The sequence below is a fragment of the Pontibacter korlensis genome (genome assembly GCF_000973725.1).
Lineage (GTDB): Bacteria > Bacteroidota > Bacteroidia > Cytophagales > Hymenobacteraceae > Pontibacter > Pontibacter korlensis.
The window spans coordinates 77,324-98,784 of the sequence record NZ_CP009621.1 but is presented as its reverse complement, the minus strand read 5'-3'; the positions used below and the strand labels follow the sequence as shown (position 1 = coordinate 98,784).

Annotated in this window: 23 protein-coding genes and 2 pseudogenes; 14 read left to right on the top strand and 11 right to left on the bottom strand. The window is 49.3% G+C overall.

The features are described from left to right. The first annotated feature begins 300 nt into the window (after positions 1-300). From PKOR_RS24610 to PKOR_RS00425, 4 genes are all read left to right on the top strand, one after another. Positions 301-480, top strand: a complete 180-nt coding sequence (locus tag PKOR_RS24610) for a hypothetical protein (RefSeq protein WP_148561588.1) — start codon at positions 301-303, stop codon at positions 478-480. A gap of 292 nt (positions 481-772) precedes the next feature. After that, positions 773-1,984 (top strand): IS110 family RNA-guided transposase, encoded by a 1,212-nt coding sequence (locus PKOR_RS00435; protein WP_071843092.1) that lies wholly within the window; start codon positions 773-775, stop codon positions 1,982-1,984. 139 nt (positions 1,985-2,123) lie between these two features. Next, complete coding sequence (locus PKOR_RS00430; protein ID WP_046308598.1) at positions 2,124-2,783, top strand: hypothetical protein; 660 nt, start codon at positions 2,124-2,126, stop codon at positions 2,781-2,783. Positions 2,784-2,885: 102 nt separating this feature from the next. Then, positions 2,886-4,373 (top strand): S10 family peptidase, encoded by a 1,488-nt coding sequence (locus PKOR_RS00425; RefSeq protein WP_046308597.1) that lies wholly within the window; start codon positions 2,886-2,888, stop codon positions 4,371-4,373. An 88-nt stretch (positions 4,374-4,461) separates the two neighbouring features. On the opposite strand, the pseudogene PKOR_RS00420 reads toward PKOR_RS00425, so the two are convergent. The 7 genes and pseudogenes from PKOR_RS00420 to PKOR_RS00400 form a co-directional block, all read right to left on the bottom strand. After that, positions 4,462-5,373 (bottom strand): annotated as a pseudogene (locus PKOR_RS00420) (PQQ-dependent sugar dehydrogenase); the annotation flags it as partial. A 25-nt stretch (positions 5,374-5,398) separates the two neighbouring features. Beyond that, a complete protein-coding gene (locus PKOR_RS26040; RefSeq protein WP_084694667.1) occupies positions 5,399-5,692 on the bottom strand; it encodes a zinc ribbon domain-containing protein in 294 nt (97 codons plus the stop codon). Beyond that, positions 5,646-6,539, bottom strand: a complete 894-nt coding sequence (locus PKOR_RS00415; RefSeq protein WP_052738639.1) for an RNA-guided endonuclease InsQ/TnpB family protein — start codon at positions 6,537-6,539, stop codon at positions 5,646-5,648. The genes PKOR_RS26040 and PKOR_RS00415 overlap by 47 nt, the downstream gene beginning before the upstream one ends. Further along, a pseudogene (gene tnpA / locus PKOR_RS00410) lies at positions 6,536-6,881 on the bottom strand (IS200/IS605 family transposase). The gene PKOR_RS00415 and the pseudogene tnpA overlap by 4 nt, the downstream one beginning before the upstream one ends. Then, positions 6,866-7,033, bottom strand: coding sequence for a hypothetical protein (locus tag PKOR_RS24945; protein WP_158453724.1), 168 nt, complete (start codon positions 7,031-7,033; stop codon positions 6,866-6,868). The pseudogene tnpA and the gene PKOR_RS24945 overlap by 16 nt, the downstream one beginning before the upstream one ends. A gap of 16 nt (positions 7,034-7,049) precedes the next feature. After that, on the bottom strand, positions 7,050-7,622 hold the full coding sequence (locus tag PKOR_RS25405; protein WP_084694666.1) for a c-type cytochrome: 573 nt from the start codon (positions 7,620-7,622) through the stop codon (positions 7,050-7,052). 106 nt (positions 7,623-7,728) lie between these two features. Next, entirely contained in the window at positions 7,729-8,247 is a 519-nt protein-coding gene (locus PKOR_RS00400) for a cupin domain-containing protein (RefSeq protein ID WP_046308596.1), read from the bottom strand. A gap of 62 nt (positions 8,248-8,309) precedes the next feature. Here PKOR_RS00400 and PKOR_RS00395 point away from each other — a divergent pair, with 62 nt between their 5' ends. The 9 genes from PKOR_RS00395 (at position 8,310) to PKOR_RS00355 (ending at position 15,949) form a co-directional block, all read left to right on the top strand. Continuing rightward, the gene (locus PKOR_RS00395; RefSeq protein WP_046308595.1) at positions 8,310-9,395 is read left to right on the top strand and encodes a Gfo/Idh/MocA family protein; all 1,086 of its coding nucleotides are present in this window, start codon (positions 8,310-8,312) and stop codon (positions 9,393-9,395) included. A 77-nt stretch (positions 9,396-9,472) separates the two neighbouring features. Further along, positions 9,473-9,886, top strand: a complete 414-nt coding sequence (locus tag PKOR_RS00390; protein WP_046308594.1) for a Dabb family protein — start codon at positions 9,473-9,475, stop codon at positions 9,884-9,886. 141 nt (positions 9,887-10,027) lie between these two features. Then, positions 10,028-11,329 carry a DUF6438 domain-containing protein gene (locus PKOR_RS00385; protein WP_046308593.1) on the top strand — a complete coding sequence of 434 codons (1,302 nt, stop codon included), beginning with the start codon at positions 10,028-10,030 and terminating at the stop codon, positions 11,327-11,329. Between the two features lie 132 nt (positions 11,330-11,461). Then, positions 11,462-12,769, top strand: a complete 1,308-nt coding sequence (locus PKOR_RS00380) for a DUF885 domain-containing protein (protein WP_052738637.1) — start codon at positions 11,462-11,464, stop codon at positions 12,767-12,769. A gap of 154 nt (positions 12,770-12,923) precedes the next feature. Beyond that, positions 12,924-13,400: a Dps family protein gene (locus tag PKOR_RS00375; RefSeq protein WP_046308592.1), complete on the top strand. Its 477-nt coding sequence runs from the start codon at positions 12,924-12,926 to the stop codon at positions 13,398-13,400. Positions 13,401-13,676: 276 nt separating this feature from the next. Further along, on the top strand, positions 13,677-13,922 hold the full coding sequence (locus tag PKOR_RS00370) for an AbrB/MazE/SpoVT family DNA-binding domain-containing protein (protein ID WP_046308591.1): 246 nt from the start codon (positions 13,677-13,679) through the stop codon (positions 13,920-13,922). Further along, on the top strand, positions 13,913-14,236 hold the full coding sequence (locus PKOR_RS00365; protein WP_046308590.1) for a type II toxin-antitoxin system PemK/MazF family toxin: 324 nt from the start codon (positions 13,913-13,915) through the stop codon (positions 14,234-14,236). The genes PKOR_RS00370 and PKOR_RS00365 overlap by 10 nt, the downstream gene beginning before the upstream one ends. A 137-nt stretch (positions 14,237-14,373) precedes the next feature. Continuing rightward, positions 14,374-14,994 carry a DapH/DapD/GlmU-related protein gene (locus PKOR_RS00360; protein WP_046308589.1) on the top strand — a complete coding sequence of 207 codons (621 nt, stop codon included), beginning with the start codon at positions 14,374-14,376 and terminating at the stop codon, positions 14,992-14,994. A 172-nt stretch (positions 14,995-15,166) separates the two neighbouring features. After that, on the top strand, positions 15,167-15,949 hold the full coding sequence (locus PKOR_RS00355) for an SGNH/GDSL hydrolase family protein (protein WP_084694665.1): 783 nt from the start codon (positions 15,167-15,169) through the stop codon (positions 15,947-15,949). A gap of 88 nt (positions 15,950-16,037) precedes the next feature. On the opposite strand, the gene PKOR_RS00350 is transcribed toward PKOR_RS00355, so the two are convergent. Then, complete coding sequence (locus PKOR_RS00350) at positions 16,038-17,312, bottom strand: hypothetical protein (protein ID WP_046313840.1); 1,275 nt, start codon at positions 17,310-17,312, stop codon at positions 16,038-16,040. Positions 17,313-17,502: 190 nt separating this feature from the next. On the opposite strand from PKOR_RS00350, the gene PKOR_RS00345 reads away from it, so the two are divergent. Next, positions 17,503-18,291 carry a PhzF family phenazine biosynthesis protein gene (locus PKOR_RS00345; RefSeq protein WP_046308588.1) on the top strand — a complete coding sequence of 263 codons (789 nt, stop codon included), beginning with the start codon at positions 17,503-17,505 and terminating at the stop codon, positions 18,289-18,291. Positions 18,292-18,378: 87 nt separating this feature from the next. Here the strand turns inward: PKOR_RS00345 and PKOR_RS00340 are convergent, their stop codons facing one another. The 3 genes from PKOR_RS00340 to PKOR_RS00330 form a co-directional block, all read right to left on the bottom strand. Then, the gene (locus PKOR_RS00340) at positions 18,379-20,136 is read right to left on the bottom strand and encodes a M14 family metallopeptidase (protein WP_046308587.1); all 1,758 of its coding nucleotides are present in this window, start codon (positions 20,134-20,136) and stop codon (positions 18,379-18,381) included. 183 nt (positions 20,137-20,319) lie between these two features. Continuing rightward, positions 20,320-20,769 (bottom strand): DoxX family protein, encoded by a 450-nt coding sequence (locus PKOR_RS00335; RefSeq protein ID WP_046308586.1) that lies wholly within the window; start codon positions 20,767-20,769, stop codon positions 20,320-20,322. Positions 20,770-20,809: 40 nt separating this feature from the next. Next, positions 20,810-21,424 (bottom strand): hypothetical protein, encoded by a 615-nt coding sequence (locus PKOR_RS00330; protein ID WP_046308585.1) that lies wholly within the window; start codon positions 21,422-21,424, stop codon positions 20,810-20,812. Positions 21,425-21,461: the final 37 nt, after the last annotated feature.

Here is a 21,461-nt window from a genome sequence, read left to right as displayed (position 1 = left end):
CCACAACCATACATGAAAACAAAGCCTTACGATTAAATGCCAAAGAAAGCCCTGGCACTTATATCTTTGGCAGTATAAGCGTATGTGCAATTTTATCAGGCTCTTAAACGTAAGCTAACAGAAAGGGAAGGAGAAAGCCCTTGCACTAGACACTTTGATGATGTCGCCACCAAGGAATCCCTTCCCTTTCTCTTCTTCTTAAAAGCCTGGACAGTACCTAGCGGCTGCCCCATCCGCAGGCATGAGTGAGTGTAGGCCCGGAAGATGAATGTTTTTTGTCCACTTTAGTCCCTTTCAGCTATGAAAAATTTACTCTGTCAGAACCTGGGCGTCGATGTGGGCAAAGACGCTCTGGATGTGGTGCGACATTCCTTCACTTTTGTTGGGTTCGATCTTACCCTATGTTCTACCGCCTGCACTTGCCGGCTGTTACCTTTGCTGCAGCAAACATGCCCTGCACCGGGATGCGTCAGCAGCTAGTAATATAAGAAATAAGGCGGTCGGGCAGACCGTTTCAGCTCATATCTTTGGCAGTATACCGATAAGTGCAATTTCACCAGGCTCTTATCCGTAAGCTAAGAGAAAGGGAAGGAACAAGTGTGACAGCTAGACACTTTTAAGATGTCGCTCCCAAGGAACCCCTTCCCTTTCTCTTCATCTTGAAAGCCAGCACAGTACCTAGAGGCTGCCCCATCCGCAGGCACGACCTCGTATCAGATGTGAGCGTAGGCCCGGAAGATGAACCTTTTGTCCATTTTAGTCCCTTTCCGCTATGAAAAATTTACTCTGCCAGAATGTGGGAGTTGATGTGAGCAAAGACTCCCTGGAGGTGACCTTCTCCACCCTGGAGATGGAACGGCGGGTGAAGGTAAAAGCCACCCGCAAGTTTGCCAACACCCCAGCTGGGTTTAAACAGCTGCAGCGCTGGCTGGAGAGCAAGCGCGCAGCACAAGTAGAGCTGCGCCTGCTGATGGAAGCCACCGGCGTGTACTACGAGCAGCTGGCCTGGTTTCTCTTCCAGCAGGGCTACCAGGTCTCGGTCGTATTGCCCACCAAGGCCAAGCGCTACCTGCAGGCCCTGGGCCACAGGAGCAAGAACGACAAGATCGACGCCAGAGGCCTGGCCCAAATGGGCCTGGAACAGCTCCTGGAGCTCTGGCAGCCCCTCTCGCCCAACATCTACCAGCTGCGGCTGCTTACCCGCCAGCTGGAGGAGTTTACCAATCAGCGCACCGCGTGCCTGAACCAGCTCCATGCCCTGCATCACGGTGCGCTGGTGGTCAAGCAGGTAGAGCGAAACCTCCAGAAGCTGGTCGGCACCCTGGACAAGAGCCTCCAGGAGCTGGAGGAGGCTATTGGGGAGCTGCTCTACCAGGATCCGCTGCTGGCCGAGCGGGTAGACAAGATGCTCTCCATCAAAGGCGTGGGCCTCAAGACGGTGGCCGTGCTGCTGGCTGAGACCAACGGCTTTGCCACCTTCGAGCGGCAGGGGCAGCTGGTCAGCTACGCCGGCTATGACGTGGTGGAGCACCAGTCGGGCCTGCGCGCGGGCAGAACCCGTATCTCTAAGAAGGGCAATGCCCACATCCGGCGGGCCATGCACATGCCGGCCCTGAGCGCGGTGCGCTTCCAGGAGCCCCGGTTTGTGGCTCTCTACGAACGGCTCGTGAAAAGGGGCAAGACCAAGATGCAGGCCTATGTGGCCGTACAGCGCAAGCTGCTGATCCTGCTCTGGACGCTGTGGCGCAAGAATGAAGCCTATGATCCACGTTATGGGCAGCAGCCAGCGGAACCCAAAAATAACATCCACATCCAGGAGGCCGGAGCCTCTCTTTCAGGTGTCAGCGCAGCTGACAAAGACGCAATAACGCAGGAAACGCAGCCAGAAACAGCAGAAAAAGAAATAGCCCCAGCTCAGGCCAGGGCTACGCAAGATGAACTTCCAGTACCAGTCGGCCCGGGAGCTCTCTTTCAGGTAGAGTGAAGATAAGAAACAGGTAAGAAAAATGCAACCAAAATCCTTGACTTTGAAGACAGTACCTTGGGAGATATACGGTCGCAGTAGCGAGGTAGCCCAGGAATCCAATCTGCTTTAGCGGTGGGAATGTCAACTGCTGAGCCTATTGCTGTTTTTTATCCAAACCAGCTTTGCGCAGCTAAGTGTGGCAGACTTGCAGCAGCTGCACAACAAGGCCAGGTATCGGGGCACAGAAGATGACTTCCAAAGAGCCTTCGCCAAAAACCTGCGTTACCCTGCAAGTGCCATGAAAGCCGGTACGGTGGGTACAGTGCTCGGCGTTATCAAAATATCTGGTGACGGGGAGGTAGCCGCCATCGAAACGCTTAATAAAGCTGATAAAGACCTAAAGGCTGAGTTTATCCGGGTAGCCAGGCTAACAGAAAAAATGTGGGCCGCTACACGTGACATATTGGCTTTCTCCTATGCTGTGATTCCGATAGCCTTTATGATGAAAGGAAAAGGGTACGAGGCAGGCCTTAGCAAGAGTCCCGGTTTTTTTATGGGCTTGGCTAGGATAAATGGTTTCAGCACTTCATCAAGTTTTGCAGCGCCGGTAAAGCAGGAGAAAGACTATGTTGCGCGTGCAAACAAACTGATTGAGAAGGGAAAGTATGAAAAGGCGGCAAAGGAACTGGAGCAGCTAGTGAACCTGCAGCCTTTGTATCTGCCCTACTACCATAACCTGGTCAAGCTCTACGAGAAAATGGGGGATGCAAACCAGGTAGCTTATTACAAGCAGGTACTACAGCTGCTGGAGAGCTAAAAGCGAAGCAAGAACTATTTAAATTTTCCTATATTGTAGATTCTGCCTGTGGAGTATTGCCTCTGCAGGCGCGATTTGAATTTATAGTATAAAAATTTAGAAATGAGAAAGTTTTTGGCACTAGCCATACTTCTGGCTATCATAGTGCTTCCGGCAGCGGCACAGCTCCGTGCCATTAACCCCGACTCTGCCGTTACCACCAAGCACCAGGTAAATATTAAAGGGCAGCGCGTACCATACACAGCCACCACCGGCACACAGCCAGTTTGGGGTGAAGATGGGAAAACCATTGCAGGCCTGTTTTATACTTACTATGAGCGCTCTGATGTAAAAGACCGTGCTGTGCGCCCGCTGGTGATCTCCTTTAACGGTGGCCCAGGCTCTGCTTCTGTTTGGATGCATATTGCCTATACGGGGCCACGACTGCTCCAGATCGATGATGAAGGCTACCCTATCCAGCCATACGGCATCCGTGAAAATCCGGAATCTATACTTGATATAGCAGATATCGTGTTTGTGAACCCGGTAAACACGGGCTACTCACGAATGGCCGAAGGTGTGGACAAGGATAAGCTGAAGGAGAAATTCTTTGGTGTGAATGCAGATGTGAAGTACCTGGCCGAGTGGATTAATACTTTTGTTTCGCGCAAAGGCCGCTGGGCTTCGCCAAAGTACCTGATTGGCGAGAGCTATGGTACTACGCGTGTGTCTGGGCTGGCGCTGGAGCTACAAAATTCGCAGTGGATGTACCTGAACGGGGTGATCCTAGTATCGCCTACAGAACTGGGCATTAAACGTGAGGGGCCTGTGGAGGCGGCACTACGCCTGCCATACTTTGCCGCTACGGCCTGGTACCACAACAAACTGCCGCAGGACCTGCAGCAGAAAGATCTGACAGACATGCTGCCTGAGGTGGAAGCGTTTACTGTAAACGAACTGCTTCCGGCTATTGCCAAAGGTGGTTTTCTGGAGGAGGCCGAGAGGAAAGCAATAGCTGGTAAAATGGCTCGTTACGCTGGCATCTCAGAGCAAAGTATACAGCAGCACAACCTCGACGTGCCGCTCAACTTTTTCTGGAAAGAGCTGCTGCGCGACCAGGGCTACACCGTTGGCCGTCTCGACTCCCGCTACAAAGGCATAGACCGCCAGGATGCCGGTGAGCGCCCTGACTTTAACGCAGAGCTTACTGCGTGGCTGCACGCCTTTACGCCTGCCATAAACATGTACCTGCGCGATGAACTGAAGTATAAAACGGATGTGAAGTATAACATGTTCGGCCCTGTTCGCCCTTGGGATAACAGCAACGACAGAACAGGCGAGAACCTGCGCCAGGCTATGGCTCAGAATCCGTACCTGCACGTAATGATACAGTCTGGCTACTACGACGGTGCCTGCGACTATTTTAACGCCAAGTACAGCATGTGGCAGCTGGACCCAAGTGGCAGGCTGAAAGACCGCTTAAGCTACAAAGCGTACCGCAGCGGCCATATGATGTACCTGCGCAAAGAGGACTTGGTGAAAGGCAACGAAGATATCCGTGCGTTCATCCGTGCCTCTTTACCAAAGAAGGGGCAGCCGGCAATGTACTAAGAAGAAGTATAAAAGGGTCACGTTTTCCATAAACAACAAGCCGCAGGCGCTATAGAGTGCCTGCGGCTTGTTGTGTTATAGCCTGACCTTACTCTGCGGGCACCAGCCTGTAGATAATTCCCGGCTCTTCCACGGCTACATATAAGTAGCCATCCGGACTCATTTTTACTTCCCGCACACGGCCTATGTCCTCCAGCAGCTTTTCTTCGCCCGTAATCTTGTTGCCCTCCATCTTCAGGCGGGCCAGGTACTCAAAGCGCAAAGAGCCTACCATCAGGTCGCCTTCCCAGCCCTTGTAGCGGTTCCCGGTTACAAATGCCATACCCGATGGCGCGATAGAAGGATCCCAGTAGTGTAGCGGCTGCTCCATACCTTCTTTCTCTTTCAGCTTGGTTAGTATAGTGCCATTGTAGTTGATGCCGTAGGAGATAGCCGGCCAGCCGTAGTTATTTGCTTTTTCGGTGATGTTTACCTCGTCGCCTCCTCTTGGGCCGTGCTCGTGGGTCCAAAGAACACCCGTTTGTGGGTGCAGCACCATACCCTGTATGTTGCGGTGGCCGTAGGAGAAGGTGCTTGCTACAGCGCCACTTTTGTTCACGAAAGGATTATCGGATGGTATACTTCCGTCGTCTTTAATGCGGTGTACCTTGCCAGCATGGCGCTGCAGGCTCTGTGGATTTTCATCGTGGTTACCCCGATCGCCTACCGACAAATATAAATTGCCGTTGCGGTCAAACTCCAGTCGGGAGCCATAATGGTGTCGGGTTGTGGAGTAAGGCAGCGCTTCAAAAATCACCTTTTGGTTAGTTAACTGGTTACCCTGTAGCTGCGCCCGCATCACAGCTGTGGTGGAGAGCGTTTTGCCGCCTTCTTCCTTAAAAGCGGAGTAGGAGAGGTAAATGATGCTGTTCTGCTCAAAGTTTGGATGCAGCTCCACATCCAGCAACCCCCCCTGGCCCTGTGCCAGCACTTTCGGTGCACCGGATATTTTCTGTAGTTGGCGGTCTTTATTGACATTCCCACCGCTAAAGCAGGTGGGATTCTTGGGCTACCTGGCTACTGCGACTGTATATCTCCCAAGCTGAAACGGTCTGCCCGACCGCCTTATTTCTTATATTACTAGCTGCGTTCACATCCCTGTCCAGGACGTGTCCGTTAACACAGGTCCAATACCTGTCCGATAATTTGAGTTCAGTATTTCGCCAACCACAAACCCAGCAGTCCTGGGAGGTATGGTGGGGGGCTACCTTCATAAGCTCCCGACCATACCACTCAGGACTTGTATTCCAGCATCTGCACGAACTGATACCACCCAGCATCGCTGATGCTTTTGGCAAGTTTATGGTTCTTGAGCATATGCTGTATTTGAAGCTGTTCAACAACAATCGCTTGGCTCTCGCGAATGAGTTGCGTGCTGAGTTTATGGTGGAAGTCCCTGCGTGTATTCCTGACTTTCAGGTGCAGCCTGGCCAGCTTTGCGGCAGCCTTTCGCCTGTTACTACTACCTTTCTTCTTCCTGCTGACCGAACGCTGCGCTTTCCTTAGCTGGTACTGGTAGCGATACAGGTGCCTGGGGTTGTCCACCACCTGACCGTCTGAGGTCACGACGAAGGACTTGACACCAACATCCAAACCTACCACGCTATCGGTTGGTGGGAGTGGTGTTATATCCACCTGGCAGCACAGTGTCACATACCATCCATCGGCTTCCTTGACAATGCTTGCTGTCTTGATAACCCCCTGCACATCCTGTGTCTTACGGTATTTGACTTTCCCGATTTTTGGTAGTTGTACCGTACAGGTGTTCTCATGTAGTTTCACACCTTGCTTGAAGGTGAATGAACGATACTGGCCTCGCTTGGCGAACCTGGGGAATCCCTTGCCTTGCTTGAAAAACCCATCGTAGGATTTGAACAACCTATCTGTCACCTCCTGTAAAGTTTGTGAGTGTACGCAACCAATCCACCCGACCTCCCTGGCGATAGCAGAAAGCTCTTGCTGCATCTGGTTCTTCGATACGGAGATTTGATAGTTGGTCCAGAGTTGCCTCTTGTAGTCCAGACACAGGTTGTAGACATACCGGCACGAACCGAGCCACTGAGCAAAAGCCTGAGCCTGCGCCCTGGTGGGTTTGAGTCGGAAGCGGTATGTCTTGATCTGGTTCACTGGTTCTTCTGGTCCTCTATGTACTTTTTCACTGTTGTTTCTGAAATATGTCCCACCGACTCAGCGTAGTAGCTTCGTGTCCACAGGGTAGGCAGTTTCGGGGAACTCGCCGCGTAGCTTGAATGATGTGTACCCTTTCAGTTGTGCCACGATAAATTGCGGTGCATCGGCTGGTGAGGCTTTAACCAGCAGGTGAACGTGGTCTGGCATCACTTCCATTTTCTCGATAGTTAATCCCAGCTCACCAGCTTTCTCCATCAACAGTTCTTTCAGGCGAAGTTCTATAGCACCTGTCAGCACCTTTCGTCTGAACTTCGGACACCATATCAGATGGTAGCCGATGTTGTAGACTCCAGGTGGATGAAGTTTTCCAGCGTTTCGGTTTGACTTCTTTCATCATATAAATATAAGAAGAAAGGTATAAGAGTGTCAACAGTATACGTATTTTCCTTTTTCACCACATCGAGTGGTTCAAAAAGGAAAACCAAATTCATCCCTTGGCTAAAGCCCCTAGTGCGAGGGCTTTCTTTGGCATTTACTCGTAAATCTATGAAACTCTCCCGACCGCTCGGTTATCAGCATATCGCCGTTAGGCAGAAAGGCCATCCCCCAGGGCACGCCTAATCCGGTCACTACAGTATCCAGTCGGAAGCTCTGGTCCGCTGATTCAGACTCCTCTTCATCTGTACCTGTTGCTGCACTAGCCTCCTGAACTCCCTTCCTGATATAGGCGACCAGTCCCTTGATTTCCTCATCCGTAAAGGTTTGGTCAAAAGCTGGCATACCTTCGTTCGGGTAGCCATGTTTGATAGCCTTAAATAAATCTGCATCAGAACTGCCGTGCTTCCACTCACGGTCCACAAAGGATTCTAAGGCTGCGCCATGGCAGCCAGAGCAGTAGCTGGCATAAGCTGTTTTGGCATCCTGTAAAGCTGCATCCGATACGGCCATACTTTGTGTGGCTGAGTCTATAGCATTGCTGGTGGCATCGGTTGTAGTGCTTGGGGAGGTAGTGCTGCCGCAGCTGCTGAGCAAAAGAAGTGCTGTTGCCAGCGAGGCATATAAGTATGATGTTCCCTTCATGTATGTGAGCTTAAGTATAAAAGCTGTTTGATTTAAGGTTATGGATTTGCCTGCAAATTACAAAGCTGGCAGAAGCTTAGGTTTTTACGCACACATTTTTCCTGTGTTAGCTTTTGTCGTGCCAGTGCCTCACAAGAGGACCTTCTGCACCGAACACAGGGTCTTGGGTAGGTAGCGAAACCTGCAAGATATTCTTTCTTTTCTCTTCCGGGTTGTCGTCTTCTGTGCAGATGTCATAGTTCTGCTGGCCGGCAGGGTAGGCGCCTACTACTTTAAAACCGCTAGAAGAAGACTTTAGGCAGTGGCCTGTGCCGGCAGGCAACACGAGCATATCGCCTGCTTGTACTTCCGTTTCTCTGCCTCCCGGTCCGCCAAGTATGATCACAGCTGAACCAGCTGTTACACCTAAAACCTCATGCGCTTTGCTGTGGTAGTGGTGGTAATCAAACACGCCATTTACCCAGCTGCCATGCCAGTTGTGCTGTGCAAAAGCTTCTTTAAACTGGCTTACCAGGTCATCCTTGTGCCGGAAAACCTGCCGATAGACCAGCAGTGGCAGGCGCTGGTTATTCGGAATACTGCCATGTGGCTCCAGCAGGTAAGCAGATGCAGTTTGTTTCGTCATAATTCCTATATTTATAGGTAAGTTTTACGTCGCCTGCGTTAAAGGTTCATCATACTAAAGCTATGCTTGACAAAACGATACCCTTACGTATTCTGGTGGTAGGCTGTGGAAACATGGGCGCATCTCATGCGCTGGCCTATCATACAATAGATGGTTTTGAGATTTGCGGCCTGGTTTCCGGGGGCAAGAGCAAGGCTATCCTAAACGATAGGCTGGGTGGAGGCTATGCCTTGTACAGTGATTTTGAGGAAGCGCTTCAGGCCACTCAACCGGATGCAGTTTGCATAGCAACTTACCCTGATACACATGAAGCTTTCGCTACCAAGGCTCTTGAGCAGGGGTGCCATGTGTTTTTGGAAAAGCCCTTGGCAGATACAGTGGCTGGGGCTGAGCGCGTAGCAGCACTTGCCCGCAGGGTAAACAGAAAGCTGGTGGTAGGATATATCCTGCGGCATCACCCTTCCTGGAACCGCTTTATTGAGCTAAGCCAGGAGCTAGGGAAACCATTGGTGATGCGCATGAACCTGAACCAGCAAAGCCATGGTGTGATGTGGAACGTGCACCGCAACCTGATGAAGAGCCTGAGCCCTATTGTGGATTGTGGTGTGCATTATATCGATGTGATGTGCCAGATGACGCGCTCAAAACCGGTGCAGGTGAGCGCCATCGGAGCCAGACTTACCGAGGATATCCCGGAAGGTAATTACAACTACGGACAGCTGCAGATCCGCTTCGAGGATGGCTCGGTGGGATGGTACGAGGCAGGTTGGGGACCGATGATGAGTGAGACCGCTTTTTTTGTGAAGGATGTGATCGGGCCAAAAGGCTCCGTATCCATTGTGGCCAAAGAAGCAGGCGGAACCGGCAAGTCTGACTCGGTAGAAGCGCATACTAAAACAGAGGCACTGCGTTTTCATCATGCCACGCTGGACGAGGCGAACCGATTTGTGCAGGAAGATACCTGGATAAATCTGGAAGACGAGCCGGACCACCAGGAGCTTTGCAACCGGGAGCAGCTATACTTTATGAAAGCGATACAGGAAAACCTGGACCTGACAGAGCATATACAGGATGCTGTTAACAGTCTGCGCATTGCCTTTGCTTGTGATGAGTCAGTTAAAACGGGACGGGTAGTGTCTCTAAGTTAAATTCATACTTCTATTATACTTCAGGTTGCCTAAGCTTAATAAGGGCAGCTAAACCACGTACAACAACCTTAACTCATATGAAAAAGCTATCCAGAAGATCATTCCTCGGAAACAGTACCTTTCTATCTTTTGCCGGTGCCCTAGGCCTGATGCCGCTGTTTGCCAGCGCTCAGAAAAAGCCAAAAGGCAATTTTGTGCACCACGTATACTTCTGGCTCAACAACCCGGATTCAGAGGAGGATAAAGCCAAGTTGATAGAAGGTTTGAACACGCTTAAAGGCATCAAGGAAATAAAGCTGGCTCGTATTGGCGTTCCTGCCAGCACCAACCGCGAGGTGATCGAAAGAAGCTATGCTGTGTCGTGGCTGCTGTTCTTTGATAACCTGGAGGAAGAGGAAGTATACCAGAAGCACCCGGTTCACCTGAAGTTTGTGGAGAACTACTCGCACCTGTGGTCGAAGGTGATTGTATATGATTCGGTGGATGTGTAGCTGAGGCTGAGGCTCTATACTTAACAGGCGCAGGCATTCGCTTGTGCCTTTGCTTTTCCGCCAGCTGGCCTGCTTTGAACAAAGCCTCTACATATTTGTGAAAAACTTCTTACGATTAAATGCCAAAGAAAGCCCTCGCACTTGGGAGATATACAAGGACAATGGTTCGGTAGCCCAAGAATCCTACTGCCTTTAGGCGTAGGAGTGTCAATATACTTCTTGCCGCTCCTGTTAATTGCCTGCCATGCCAAACAGGATGAGCCAACCCAACAGGAGAGGCGGCTGCAGGAGCAATTGATAGGAGATTGGGTGCCGGCGGGATTTGTGAGCAGTAGCCACTCAAATGGAATTTTCTTTTCGGAAAATTTGACAGAAGATTGTATACCGAAGGGTTACACGTTTTACGCTAACAGTGAAGTCGAAAACAAGCATGGGTATTATAAAGTAGCACCAGCCGAAGGTGACACCCCTAGTGGTCGTTTGAAAATCCACTACTTAGGAAGCAAAACAAAATTTACTGTCTCTGGTGACTCTCTCAAGATTTATAATCCTGCGGACTCAACATGGGAAAACCTCGCTATCAACTACCTGAGAAATGATACCTTATCTATTAAGGGTAAAGGAGGAATATATTTTTATAGAAGAGCATACTATAACTTAGACACAATCCCTACTTTCGATGCCATCATTCTGTCAACTTTAGGTTGCTATGGTCGATGCCCTGTAACCAACACTATGGTCACTCCTGAAGGAAAAATGTCTTTTATAGGAGAATACTTCACTACAAAAGAGGGGATATACTTGGGCTCCATACCCACTAGACTGTATTCCGAACTACAGGATAACTATAGAAGAGCCGCGGTAAGCAGTATTCCAACTGAATTCGAAAACAATGAGGACCATATGGAGACGATAGTTGTTACTTTCGTGAAAGATGGCAAGATTTATAAAACTATCCGGGATTATGGTAACTCCGGTCCTAAAGAGCTTGTGTGGGCTCACATCCCCCTGCGCTTCCTTCATCAACAAATCGATTTAGAAGAAGTCAATGCATGGGGTCAGGCAACACCTTTAGATTATGAATTCTTAGGTTTCATGAAAGCTGGTAAGGTGTTGACGCTTGAACCGTCTGAAAGTTTTTTGCTCTGGAATTATTTGCGAACAGGCCACAAGACAGACAAGGCTCCTCGTAAAAGGTTTGAAATGAAATGCTGGAGAAGCTATCGTGTAACTACTTATGCCTACGAAGCATCAGATAGTTTACAGTCAAACAAACAGCGTGAATTGCAGTCAGTGACAACTGACGGGCAGTTATACACCTTTTCCTTTGAAGGTGAAAAACCTCTTACCATTGATATTGGCTTCAACTTTTTCGATGTGAATTTCAAAGAATCTGATATGGTAGAAGAAGCCGAAGAATGTTGGCAAAACCTGCTGTACTAGCTTCAAAACTTGAGGCAACGGTGTATAGCGGTTATGTAACAAGGCTTACCCCTCAAAAGAAAGAACCTCTCACACTTCTCCCCAAAAACCTTATCTTGCTTTCTTAACCATACCCTTACAAATTCACCCGCTATGAAGAAAATGCTCTTACTACTGCTGGCTATTGCGGTTTGGGCTTGTACCACTACCAAAGAAACCGAAAAGAAGGTTTTGCCGATGGATGAGCTGGCAGAGCGATATGTAAAGACGCTGCTGCGATTGGGGCAGTACGACAGCGACATAGTAGATGCCTACTATGGCCCTGAGGAATGGAAGCCTGCCGCAGAGCCAGCTGACTCCCTCCCTGCCACGGAGTTCCTGACGGAGCTTCGCCTGATACAGGATAACCTGCAGGCACAGCCTACAGATACCTTATCTGATCTGGAGAAGCGAAGGTTGACTATGTTTCAAAAGCAGGTACTGGCTGCCATCACCAAAGTAGAGATGATGCAGGGAAAGAAGCTGCCTTTTGATCAGGAGGCGAAGCTGCTGTACGATGCCGATCCGCCACACTATGAACAAGCCTATTTCGATTCGCTTTTAGCAGCCATCGATGCCGACTTGCCGGGCACCGGAAGTATAGCCGATCGCTGGGCTGCGTATCAGGCGAAGTTCGAGATACGAAAGGATAAGCTGGATACAGTTTTCCAGGCAGCCATTACAGAGGCCAGAAAGAGAACCAAAGCGCATTACGACCTGCCTGCCAACGAGAATTTTAAGGTTGAGTTTGTAACGGATAAGCCATGGTCGGGCTACAACTACTTCCAGGGCAACGGTTATAGCCTGATCCAGATCAATACTGATTTCCCGATCTACATAGAGCGCGCCATCGACCTGGCCGGGCACGAAGGCTACCCGGGCCACCATGTGTTTAATGTGCTGTTGGAGCAGCACCTGGTCAATGAAAAAGGCTGGAAGGAATATTCTATTTACCCGCTGTTCAGCCCGCAGTCGCTTATTGCAGAGGGCAGTGCCAACTACGGTGTAGAAGTAGCTTTTCCGGCTCAGGAGCGTCTGACATTTGAAAAACAGGTGCTATTTCCGCTGGCTGGCCTCAACCAGTCGGAGGCAGAGCGCTACTACAGTATCCTGAGCAAGATAAACAAGCTCAATTTTGCCGGAAACGAGGCTGCGCGTCTTTACCTGAACGGTGAGATATCACGTGAGGAGGCGGCTGATTGGCTGGTAAAATATAACTTCTACGAGAAAGGTAAAGCCCTGCAGCGCACCCGCTTCATGGACCGCTACCGCAGCTACGTGATCAACTATAACCTGGGGCAGGAACTGGTGCGACAGTATGTGGAGTCGCGTGGCGGCACGGCAGACAACCCGGAGAAGCGCTGGGAAGTGTTCGGAGAGCTACTCTCAACGCCAAACACAGCCTCCATGCTGCAGGAATAGGAGCGGTTTATCTGTTTTTGTATACAAAAGCGTTTGTTCCCGTAAGTAGGTAGGCGGCACGGGATGATGATATGGATCATTTGCCGCCTGGCTGTAACCAGCTAGTTTTACTAAAGTATACATTGTTTAACAGCTAAAAAGACTACAGAAAACTATGGCAAATACCAACCTGATTGGAATAGACGCTGATAAAGCGAAACAATTGGCAGACAAACTGAATACGCTGCTGGCTAATTATCAGATATTCTACATTAATGCAAGAGGCTTTCACTGGAACATCTCAGGCAATAAGTTCTTTGAGCTTCATGCCAAGTTCGAAGAACTCTACACAGATGCTATTCAGAAAATTGATGAGATTGCGGAGCGAATCCTAACTCTGGGACATACGCCTTACCATTCTTTCAGCACGTATTTGGAACGCTCTACTATTAAAGAAGTTGCTAACGTTTCGGAAGGCAACCAGGCGGTGCAAGAAGTGCTGAATGGCTTCAGAATACTTATCGAAAATGAGCGTGAACTGCTGGCTCTGTCCGAAGATGCCGAGGATGAGGGTACAAATGCCTTAATGAGCGATTATATCCGGGAGCAGGAAAAAACAGTCTGGATGTACTCTGCCTACTTGAAAGCTTAGAAATTTAGTTCTTCCTTATCCAGAAAATCAGAAAGCCACTCCATTGCGGGGTGGCTTTTATACTTTCAGGGGCTTAAGTTTTCTTGGAGGTCCAATATTAGTAGAGTGGAATAATGTATATTCGGTAATCCAGTTTCGTTTATACAACTACCGTTAGTTGGCTAAACGAAATATCTTCTTATACACTATAGTTACCTATCATATTAATCCATAGAACTTTGTCTTGTAATTGCGCGTTTATGTAATAACTTTGTAATTACATAAAATAAGAGTACTATGGAAGTATCAATCATTCAAATAGGCAACTCCAAGGGACTACGGTTGTCTAAGTCCATTCTGGATAGGTATAACATCAAGGATAAAGTAGAGCTAATACTGGAAAAGGGGCAGATTATTTTGAAACCTGTTGAGCATCCAAGAAAGGGCTGGGACAAGGCATTCAGGAAAATGCATGAGAACGGTGATGACCAGCTTTTGCTGGATGATGTGTTTGGCGATGAAAGCTTTGACGAATGGAAATAAGCCAATATGAGATAGTCTTGGTGAACCTGGACCCTACTGTAGGAAGTGAAATACAGAAAACAAGGCCATGTGTAGTGATATCACCTGATGAGATTAATCATAACCTAAGAACAGTCGTAATCGCGCCGATGACCACCAAGAGTCGTAGCTATCCTACTCGTGTGAAGGTGAAACACAATAATCAAGTGGGGTGGGTAGTGATAGACCAGATAAGGACCATTGATAAAGTCCGCATCGTTAAAGTGTTAGGAAACCTGAACACTTCAGAAGTAGCTGCCTGCAAAAGTGTGATAAAAGAAACCTTCGTAGACTAAAAAAACAACGAATAGGTAACCCAGTGCAGCCTTAACCCTTGCTACGCTATAGGCTCCGGCTGCACGAGCACCGTTATAGCCAATTTGCAACTTTTATCTGCACTCAACTTCCATCCTAAATCAGTTATTGAGATCACATGATTCACATAGACGACTTCATACAAGGCTTCTCTCAAACCTTTCCACAACTAAAGGATTTACAGCCATGGGAGATAACAAATCACCTTAAGGTTATCTTAAACGAAATGATTTCACATCTTGGGGAAGACTTCATAATAAAGGATGGCGTAGCTGTGCATAAAACGGCTATAGTTGAAAAGGGAGTTGTAATGAAAAGCCCGGTTATTGTAAATAAGGACTGCTACATCGGGGCGAATGCCTATTTCAGGGAGGGCGTTTACCTGGATAATGCTGTGAAAGTTGGACCTGGTTGTGAAATAAAAAGCAGTATAGTTTGCGCACAGACCGCTGTTGCACATTTCAACTACATTGGCAACAGTATTATAGGTAAGGGCATAAATTTCGAAGCTGGCTCCATCGCAGCTAATCATTATAACGAGAGGACTTCAAAGAAAATATCAGTGGTATATAACGCTACCATTATTGAAACAGGCACAGAGAAGTTCGGGTCTTTAGTTGGTGACAATTCAAGAATAGGCGCAAATGCGGTATTATCACCAGGTACTATACTAAAGAAGAACAGTATAGTAAAAAGGCTTGAACTCGTAGAGCAGCACAAAATTCAAGATGAAGTTTAGAAAAGCAGCACGAAAGGCTGTTGCTGTTATCAATGTTGCCTAACGCAGAAGTATTTATACCTTATCAGGTATAAAATGCCTTAACAAGCCGTCATCAAAAGTAAGGTATCAGAACCTTTGGACAGTTTTAGAAACATGTATGTTTTACTGCTCAAATTGCTACCTTAGGTACATGCAATCAATTAGTAAAACTCGCAGGATATTTCTAAAGAAAGCTGCCTTGGGTGGCATTACGGCCGTTGCTGCGCCGCACCTTGCTCTTGTGCCCGCTGAAAAAGCATTGGCCGACCAGGTGAAAGAAGATAACCTGGTTTTTCTGTTTCAAGGCGACTCCATTACGGATGGTAATCGTGGAAGAGACAAAGATCCCAACCACATAATGGGACATGGCTATGCCTTCAGTATTGCCAGTAGAGTTGGTGCCAGGTTTGCTGAAAAGGGGCTGACTTTCCACAACCGAGGCATTAGCGGGAATACGGTTCCTGACTTGCTGGCGCGCTGGCAGCAGGATACACTGGCCCTAAAGCCTGATGTGTTAAGTATACTGGTTGGGGTTAACGATACTGACCTTGCCCTCAGGCAAAAAGATGCGGAAGCCACGGCAAAATACAAGAAAGGCTACAGCACCCTGTTATCTCAGACAAAGGAACAGTTGCCAGACAGCTTATTAGTACTGTGTGAGCCTTTTGTGGCGCCTGTAGGCAGGGTAAAAGAGCATTGGAGCGAGTGGCAAAGTGAAGTCAGGGGAAAACAGGAAGTGGTAGAGCGCTTGGCAAAAGAGTATAATGCCGTGTTTGTTCCGCTACAGACTGTGTTTGATAAAGCTGCCCTTCGTGCACCGGCAGATTATTGGATATGGGACGGCATTCACCCAACGGTGGCAGGGCATGAACTCATAGCGCAGGAATGGCTGAAACAAGTGAGCAAACGTGTACCTTTTCTGAAAAAGCTGTAGTAAGGAAGGCCAAAGAAAGAAACTATTGGCTTTGAAAGCAGCATGAATTTACCTCCATTATCGAAAGTTTAATCAATTTTTTAAGCTGCTAACTGTGCCAGTTCTTCATGTGCTCGGCGTGCGTTCTAAGGTATGAGCCCGGGTTATAGAACTTGTCATAGAACGCCAGGTCGAGGTGGTGCGCCTGCAGGTAAGTAACCACCAACATAGAAGGAACCGTACCCGGAAACTTGCCGAAGGTATCGTAAATATACTGTGCCTGTAATGCAACACATGCCTTGAAATCTTCTGAGTGTACCTCTGCAGCACCTCGTACTCTGGCAGACTCTTTCCAGGGACCGGGAGTGCCGGAGTTGAAAGGGCCTCCCTTACCAAACTTTCGCTCACAGATTGCTTCCACAGCGGAACGCATATCGGGGTAGTGTGGGGGGCAATAGCCTTCCATCACGCCTGACAGGCCAGTTGGGTTAGGGTATGGCCAACGCTCGCTGGTGTCAAACCGGAAGCCGAGCCCTGGAACTGCCGCATTGCCACTTGCCCCCAGCATACTAAATGGATCAATGCCGTCGAACATCCACCCACCTAAACCCATCGCCTGCAGCATGAGTGCACCCGCATAGCAACTGGTGCTCAGCTCAACGGTTAGCTCCGCTAAAGACCACTGCTCCAGAAAAGTGATGGGCCATACGCTGTACATGTCAGCCAGGTGGCTAAATTTCTCGATGCCAGGTATAGGGCGCTTATTGATGTCATCGGTTACCACCATGCCGTTCTGTAACATATAGCAGATGGCCAGCAGCACGTGTTGTGACAAATCTCCGACAGGTATAATCAGCAGCGTGCCCGGCTTGTTTACGACCCATGTATTGTGCGCCTCGACATACGGCACCTCACAAGGAACACCTATTCGACCATCCTGCAGTTTTCGGACCTGCTGCCTGAGAGCATCAAGTACAGCGTTCAGGTCTAATCTGCCATCTGCATCTCGTTGGGCAGCGGCTGGGGCATCGCGGTTATCCAGCACGTATACACCATCGTCATCGGTGAAAAAGGTCTTGCTGGTATGAAAGCCCGCAGCAGACGGAAAAGTACGTCCAGCGGCAGCTCCTGCATAATTGGAGAGGTGTGGTGCGTAAAGCTGAGCTCTGTAGATCATGTGGTGCCAACTTGTGTTGCCGGCGCAGGCACCTACCAGCAGCAGCTTCTCCAGTTCCGAAAGCGGTACCGGCTCATGTCTGGATTTGTAGGCAAAGACGCCATCAGGAATCTCGGCACCCATAAAAAAGCGGCGGGAGCGGCGGCCTAGCAAGGCTTCCACCAAACCAAAGTCCATCATCCTTTCAAAACCTGCTGGTATCTCCATAGCCATACTTTTATACTTTGTTTTACTGTGGGAGTGGGGCAATGTTAAGCCGTTGGCTAAGTTTACTGTGCACCGTCACGTAGTATTCTGGAGGGGAAACAAAAGGAAGGTGAAGTAGAGCAGATTTAACTACCTTAGTGGTACAGCCTGTAAAGGTTGTATGTTCATACTTTCCTAAACTACTAGCAACTTGAAAAAGATAAAACTGTACCAGGTAGATGCCTTTACAGACAGAGTATTTGGCGGAAACCCTGCCGCCGTGTGTGTGCTGGATGCCTGGCTGGAGAATGAAACCATGCAGCAGATAGCTGCCGAAAACAACCTTGCTGAAACTGCATTTGTGGTGCCAAAAGGGCAGGATTACGAGATCACCTGGTTTACGCCTACAGTAGAGGTTGACCTGTGTGGACACGCCACCTTAGCTGCTGCCCATGTCCTGTTTCAGCATACAGGCTATGCTTCGCAGGCTATCAAGTTCCATTCGCGCCGCAGCGGTTTGCTAACGGTTGTAAAAAATAACGACGCCTTAACCCTCGACTTCCCGGTAGATACGCTGAAGCCAGCCGAAACGCCAGAAGCCTTCGTTACTGCTCTTGGCAAGGCTCCGCAGGAAACGTACAAAGGGAAAACCGACTACCTGCTCATCTATTCTTCCCAGGCAGATGTGGAGAACTTCAATCCTGATATAGCCCTGATCAATACCGTTTCGGCAAGAGGTGTTATCGTTTCTGCGCCCGGAGATCAGGTAGACTTTGTGTCCAGGTTCTTCTGTCCGCAGGTAGGCATCAGCGAAGACCCAGTAACCGGCTCGGCACATACTACGCTTATCCCTTACTGGAGCGAAAGGCTAGGTAAAAAAATGATGCAGGCCAGGCAGCTATCGAAGCGGCAGGGGGAGCTGGTGTGTGAGCTACTGGGAGAGCGGGTAAAGATTACCGGCAAAGCGGTAACCTATCTGCAAGGTGAGATTGAAGTATAAGTTAGAACGCTACAGGAGCTGCGCATACTAAGAGCGACCTATATAAAAGTATAAAAGCCACCCCGAGAGGTGGCTTTTATACTTTTATTACAGCGGCAGTTTTACGTCCTGCATCAAGCGGCCTACTGGGTACATCTGGTGGGTGTACTCGTAGTGCGGCGTGTTCTTATAGACGAAGTCCAGCTGCGCACGGGCGCTTTTGGCAAACTCCGGGTCCTGCTTCTTACGCGCTTCCAGCTGCTTTCGAAGCTCCGGGTCTTTTCTCAGGTACTCGGCTGCCAGGTCTTCAAACACATAGCTCGAGAAGTACTCTTTCTGCATGAGCATGCTGTCGAAGAAGTTCCAGTTAAAGTAAGAGTCCACGGCCTGTGGTTCCAGCGTTTCCACCAGAAAACGATTGCTCTCCTGGTTCAGGTATACCACGTAATCGCCCTGGAAGAACTGACGCGGCATGCGTTTGGTCTTTACCTGTACATCTGAGTGCAGGTAGTGTCCTTCGTAAGGACGAGAGCTGGTTTTATAGTCGGTGATGTAATAAGTATCGAGGGTGATCGTAGTGTCGCGTTTTAGCTGCTGCATCTGTACTTTGTTCAGCTTCAGGCGCTCGATTACTTCTCGCCATGCCTGCGGAATGATGTAGGCTACGGGTTTGTCTACAGTTACAGTAGGCGTAAACTCATCGTAGTAGTTCAGCATGGTTTTGTACGGCGACTTGCGGTCGTAGTACAGGCGCTCCAGCCCGCTCACCTCGCTTGGCTTATACCTGGCTTGGTAGCCCAGGAACGGGATCTTGTCCACTTTGGTCGTATCCAGTTTCCAGTCCAGCGGAAACTTCTGCTGCGTTAGTGTTTCCTGCTTTGCCTGCTGCCGCAGTTTGCCTATCTCGTCTGCGTCGCGGTGTACCGTCTCAATCATGTTCTCCATCAGCTTATAGGTTGCCTGCACGCGCTGCTTGAACGGCTTTAGCATGTGCGTTTCAGGCACAAAACCAATGGTGTTATAAAGGGCGGTGTAGCCTGTGGCATAGCGTGGAGATTCCATAAAGCCAATGATACCTTTATCTGGTGTTTCACCTACAGTGTTCATGTAAGGCACCATCGGGAACTTATCCTGCTTCATGCCCTCATACAGTGTAGGCACCATCTTACCACTCAGGTAGCTGGCAAGCGATGGGTTCAGCTTATTGTGTTGTGTGGCGATAAGCGTCATCACGTGCTGGTAATCGGCTCCGTTGGAAGTATGGTTATCCATAAACACATCCGGATCCCACTCCCGGAAGATCTGGTGGAAAGTCTGGGCGTTACGTGAGTCGGTCTTGATGAAGTCGCGGTTCAGGTCCAGGTTGCGGGCATTGCCCCGAAAGCCGTACTCCTCAGGTCCGTTCTGGTTGGTACGGGTGTGGCTGTTGCGGTTCAGTGCGCCGCCTATATTGTATACCGGAATTATTGCCAGCACCACGTTATCGAGTTGCTGGCGCAGCTTTTTATTTTGCAGGTAGTCGCGCACCAGCATCATGGTAGCATCTATACCCTCTGGCTCCCCAGGGTGAATGCCATTCTGGATAAAAAGTATGCGTTTGTTCTTCTCTCGGATAGAAGCCGGGTCAAAGTCCTTGCCAGTAGAAACAACAACCAGGTGCAGTGGGCGGCCCACGTCGGTAGAGCCGTAAGGCATCATTTTTACCTCATCGTAAGCCTGGTCCAGCTTCTGGTACCACTCGATGGCTTCCTCGTATGTGGCAGTTTGGTTGCCGTTGCCTTGCTCGTAAGGTGTTTTTAGGTCAGGTTTTCCTTGTGCTGGCGTGCCCGAGCTTAAGAGGGCAGCAAGTAGTAAGGTAGTTAGCATGGTATGGTTTAGCTAGTAAGATCAATGGGCAATGATAAGGATTTCTGAGGGGAAAACCTGACACAGTTGAAGGAGGGGAGGAGATAGCCCGCATTGCAGGCCACCCTAGAGAGCCAGGCTTATTTGCTGAATGGCAGCAAATGATGGCGTCTCTACAGATGCAATGGGTATGGTCGGTTTACCTTAAGCAAAGTACTTGCGGGACCTTACTTTATCTTGATGGAAAAACCTGTTGTCCAGGCTGTATTTGCCGGGACCAATAAGCAATAGCGAGAAGAACAGGATAGCCGCTTCCAGCGCATGAGAGTAGCCTCCAAAGCCATCGCCTGCTACTGCATGGCGGGTGGTAGCCACTATCATGGTGATAAGCAAAAGGATGCAGGCTGTTCTGAAAAACAAGCCCAGCATGATCAGCAAACCTCCGGCTACCTCCGCGAAAGCAGCCATAAATCCCCAGAAAGTTGGAGCGAAGCCCATGCCGAATAACTCCATGTTCTGTCCAATAGCTTCCCAACGTTCAGGCCCGCCCGCCAGTTTTGGCCAGCCATGCAGTATGAACATCACGCCGATGCCCAGCCGGAGCAGCAGCAAACCTAGGTTCTTGTTTTTGTAGCCTGAGCGGAGTATAGCCATAGAGGCAAGTATAGCAATTTACCTCGAACATAGCAAGATACTAATATACTAAGATTTTCCTGATCAGTAGATTAGCCGGTACGTTGGAAGCGTTTAGTTGCTGGAGTTGGTTTGGCGGCAATGATGTATGGTCCAGTACAAAGCTCATTCCTGCCTCTGGTGCCAGGGCCACCAGATTTCCTTCTTCAAAAGTAACTGCTTTGATCGTATACTGCTGCTGCAACTCGCTATACTTGGAGCCGACACTCAGGCCTTCGGGTGTTCTGAAGTCAGGGCTGAGAACACTGATGCGCCATACTTGGCAGTTAGGGTTGCAGGCCTGCTCCACGAGCAAACCTTTTGGCTGCCCCTCCGGGTGTAGTACATAGGCTGTACTTTGCATGCCCTCCTGCATCAGGGTCGTGTCAGTCAGGTTCAGGCCACTTGCTACATGCTCGCGCATCTGCTCTATGGGCATGCCTATACGAATGTTACCTACGCGCTGCTTCTCAACTACAAAATGAGTGGGAGCAGGTTGTTTGGTTTCCTCTGCGGTGCCAAGCAGTGCTGGTATCTGCGGGGCACTTGCTGTTGTATCTGCTTCTTCGCCCTGTTGCGAGAGACAAGCTGCCATGCCCACTCCCAGCATCAACGCGTAAATTATATTCTTTAACATGGTGGTCTTGTCTCTTTGTTATTTAATTCTTAAACCT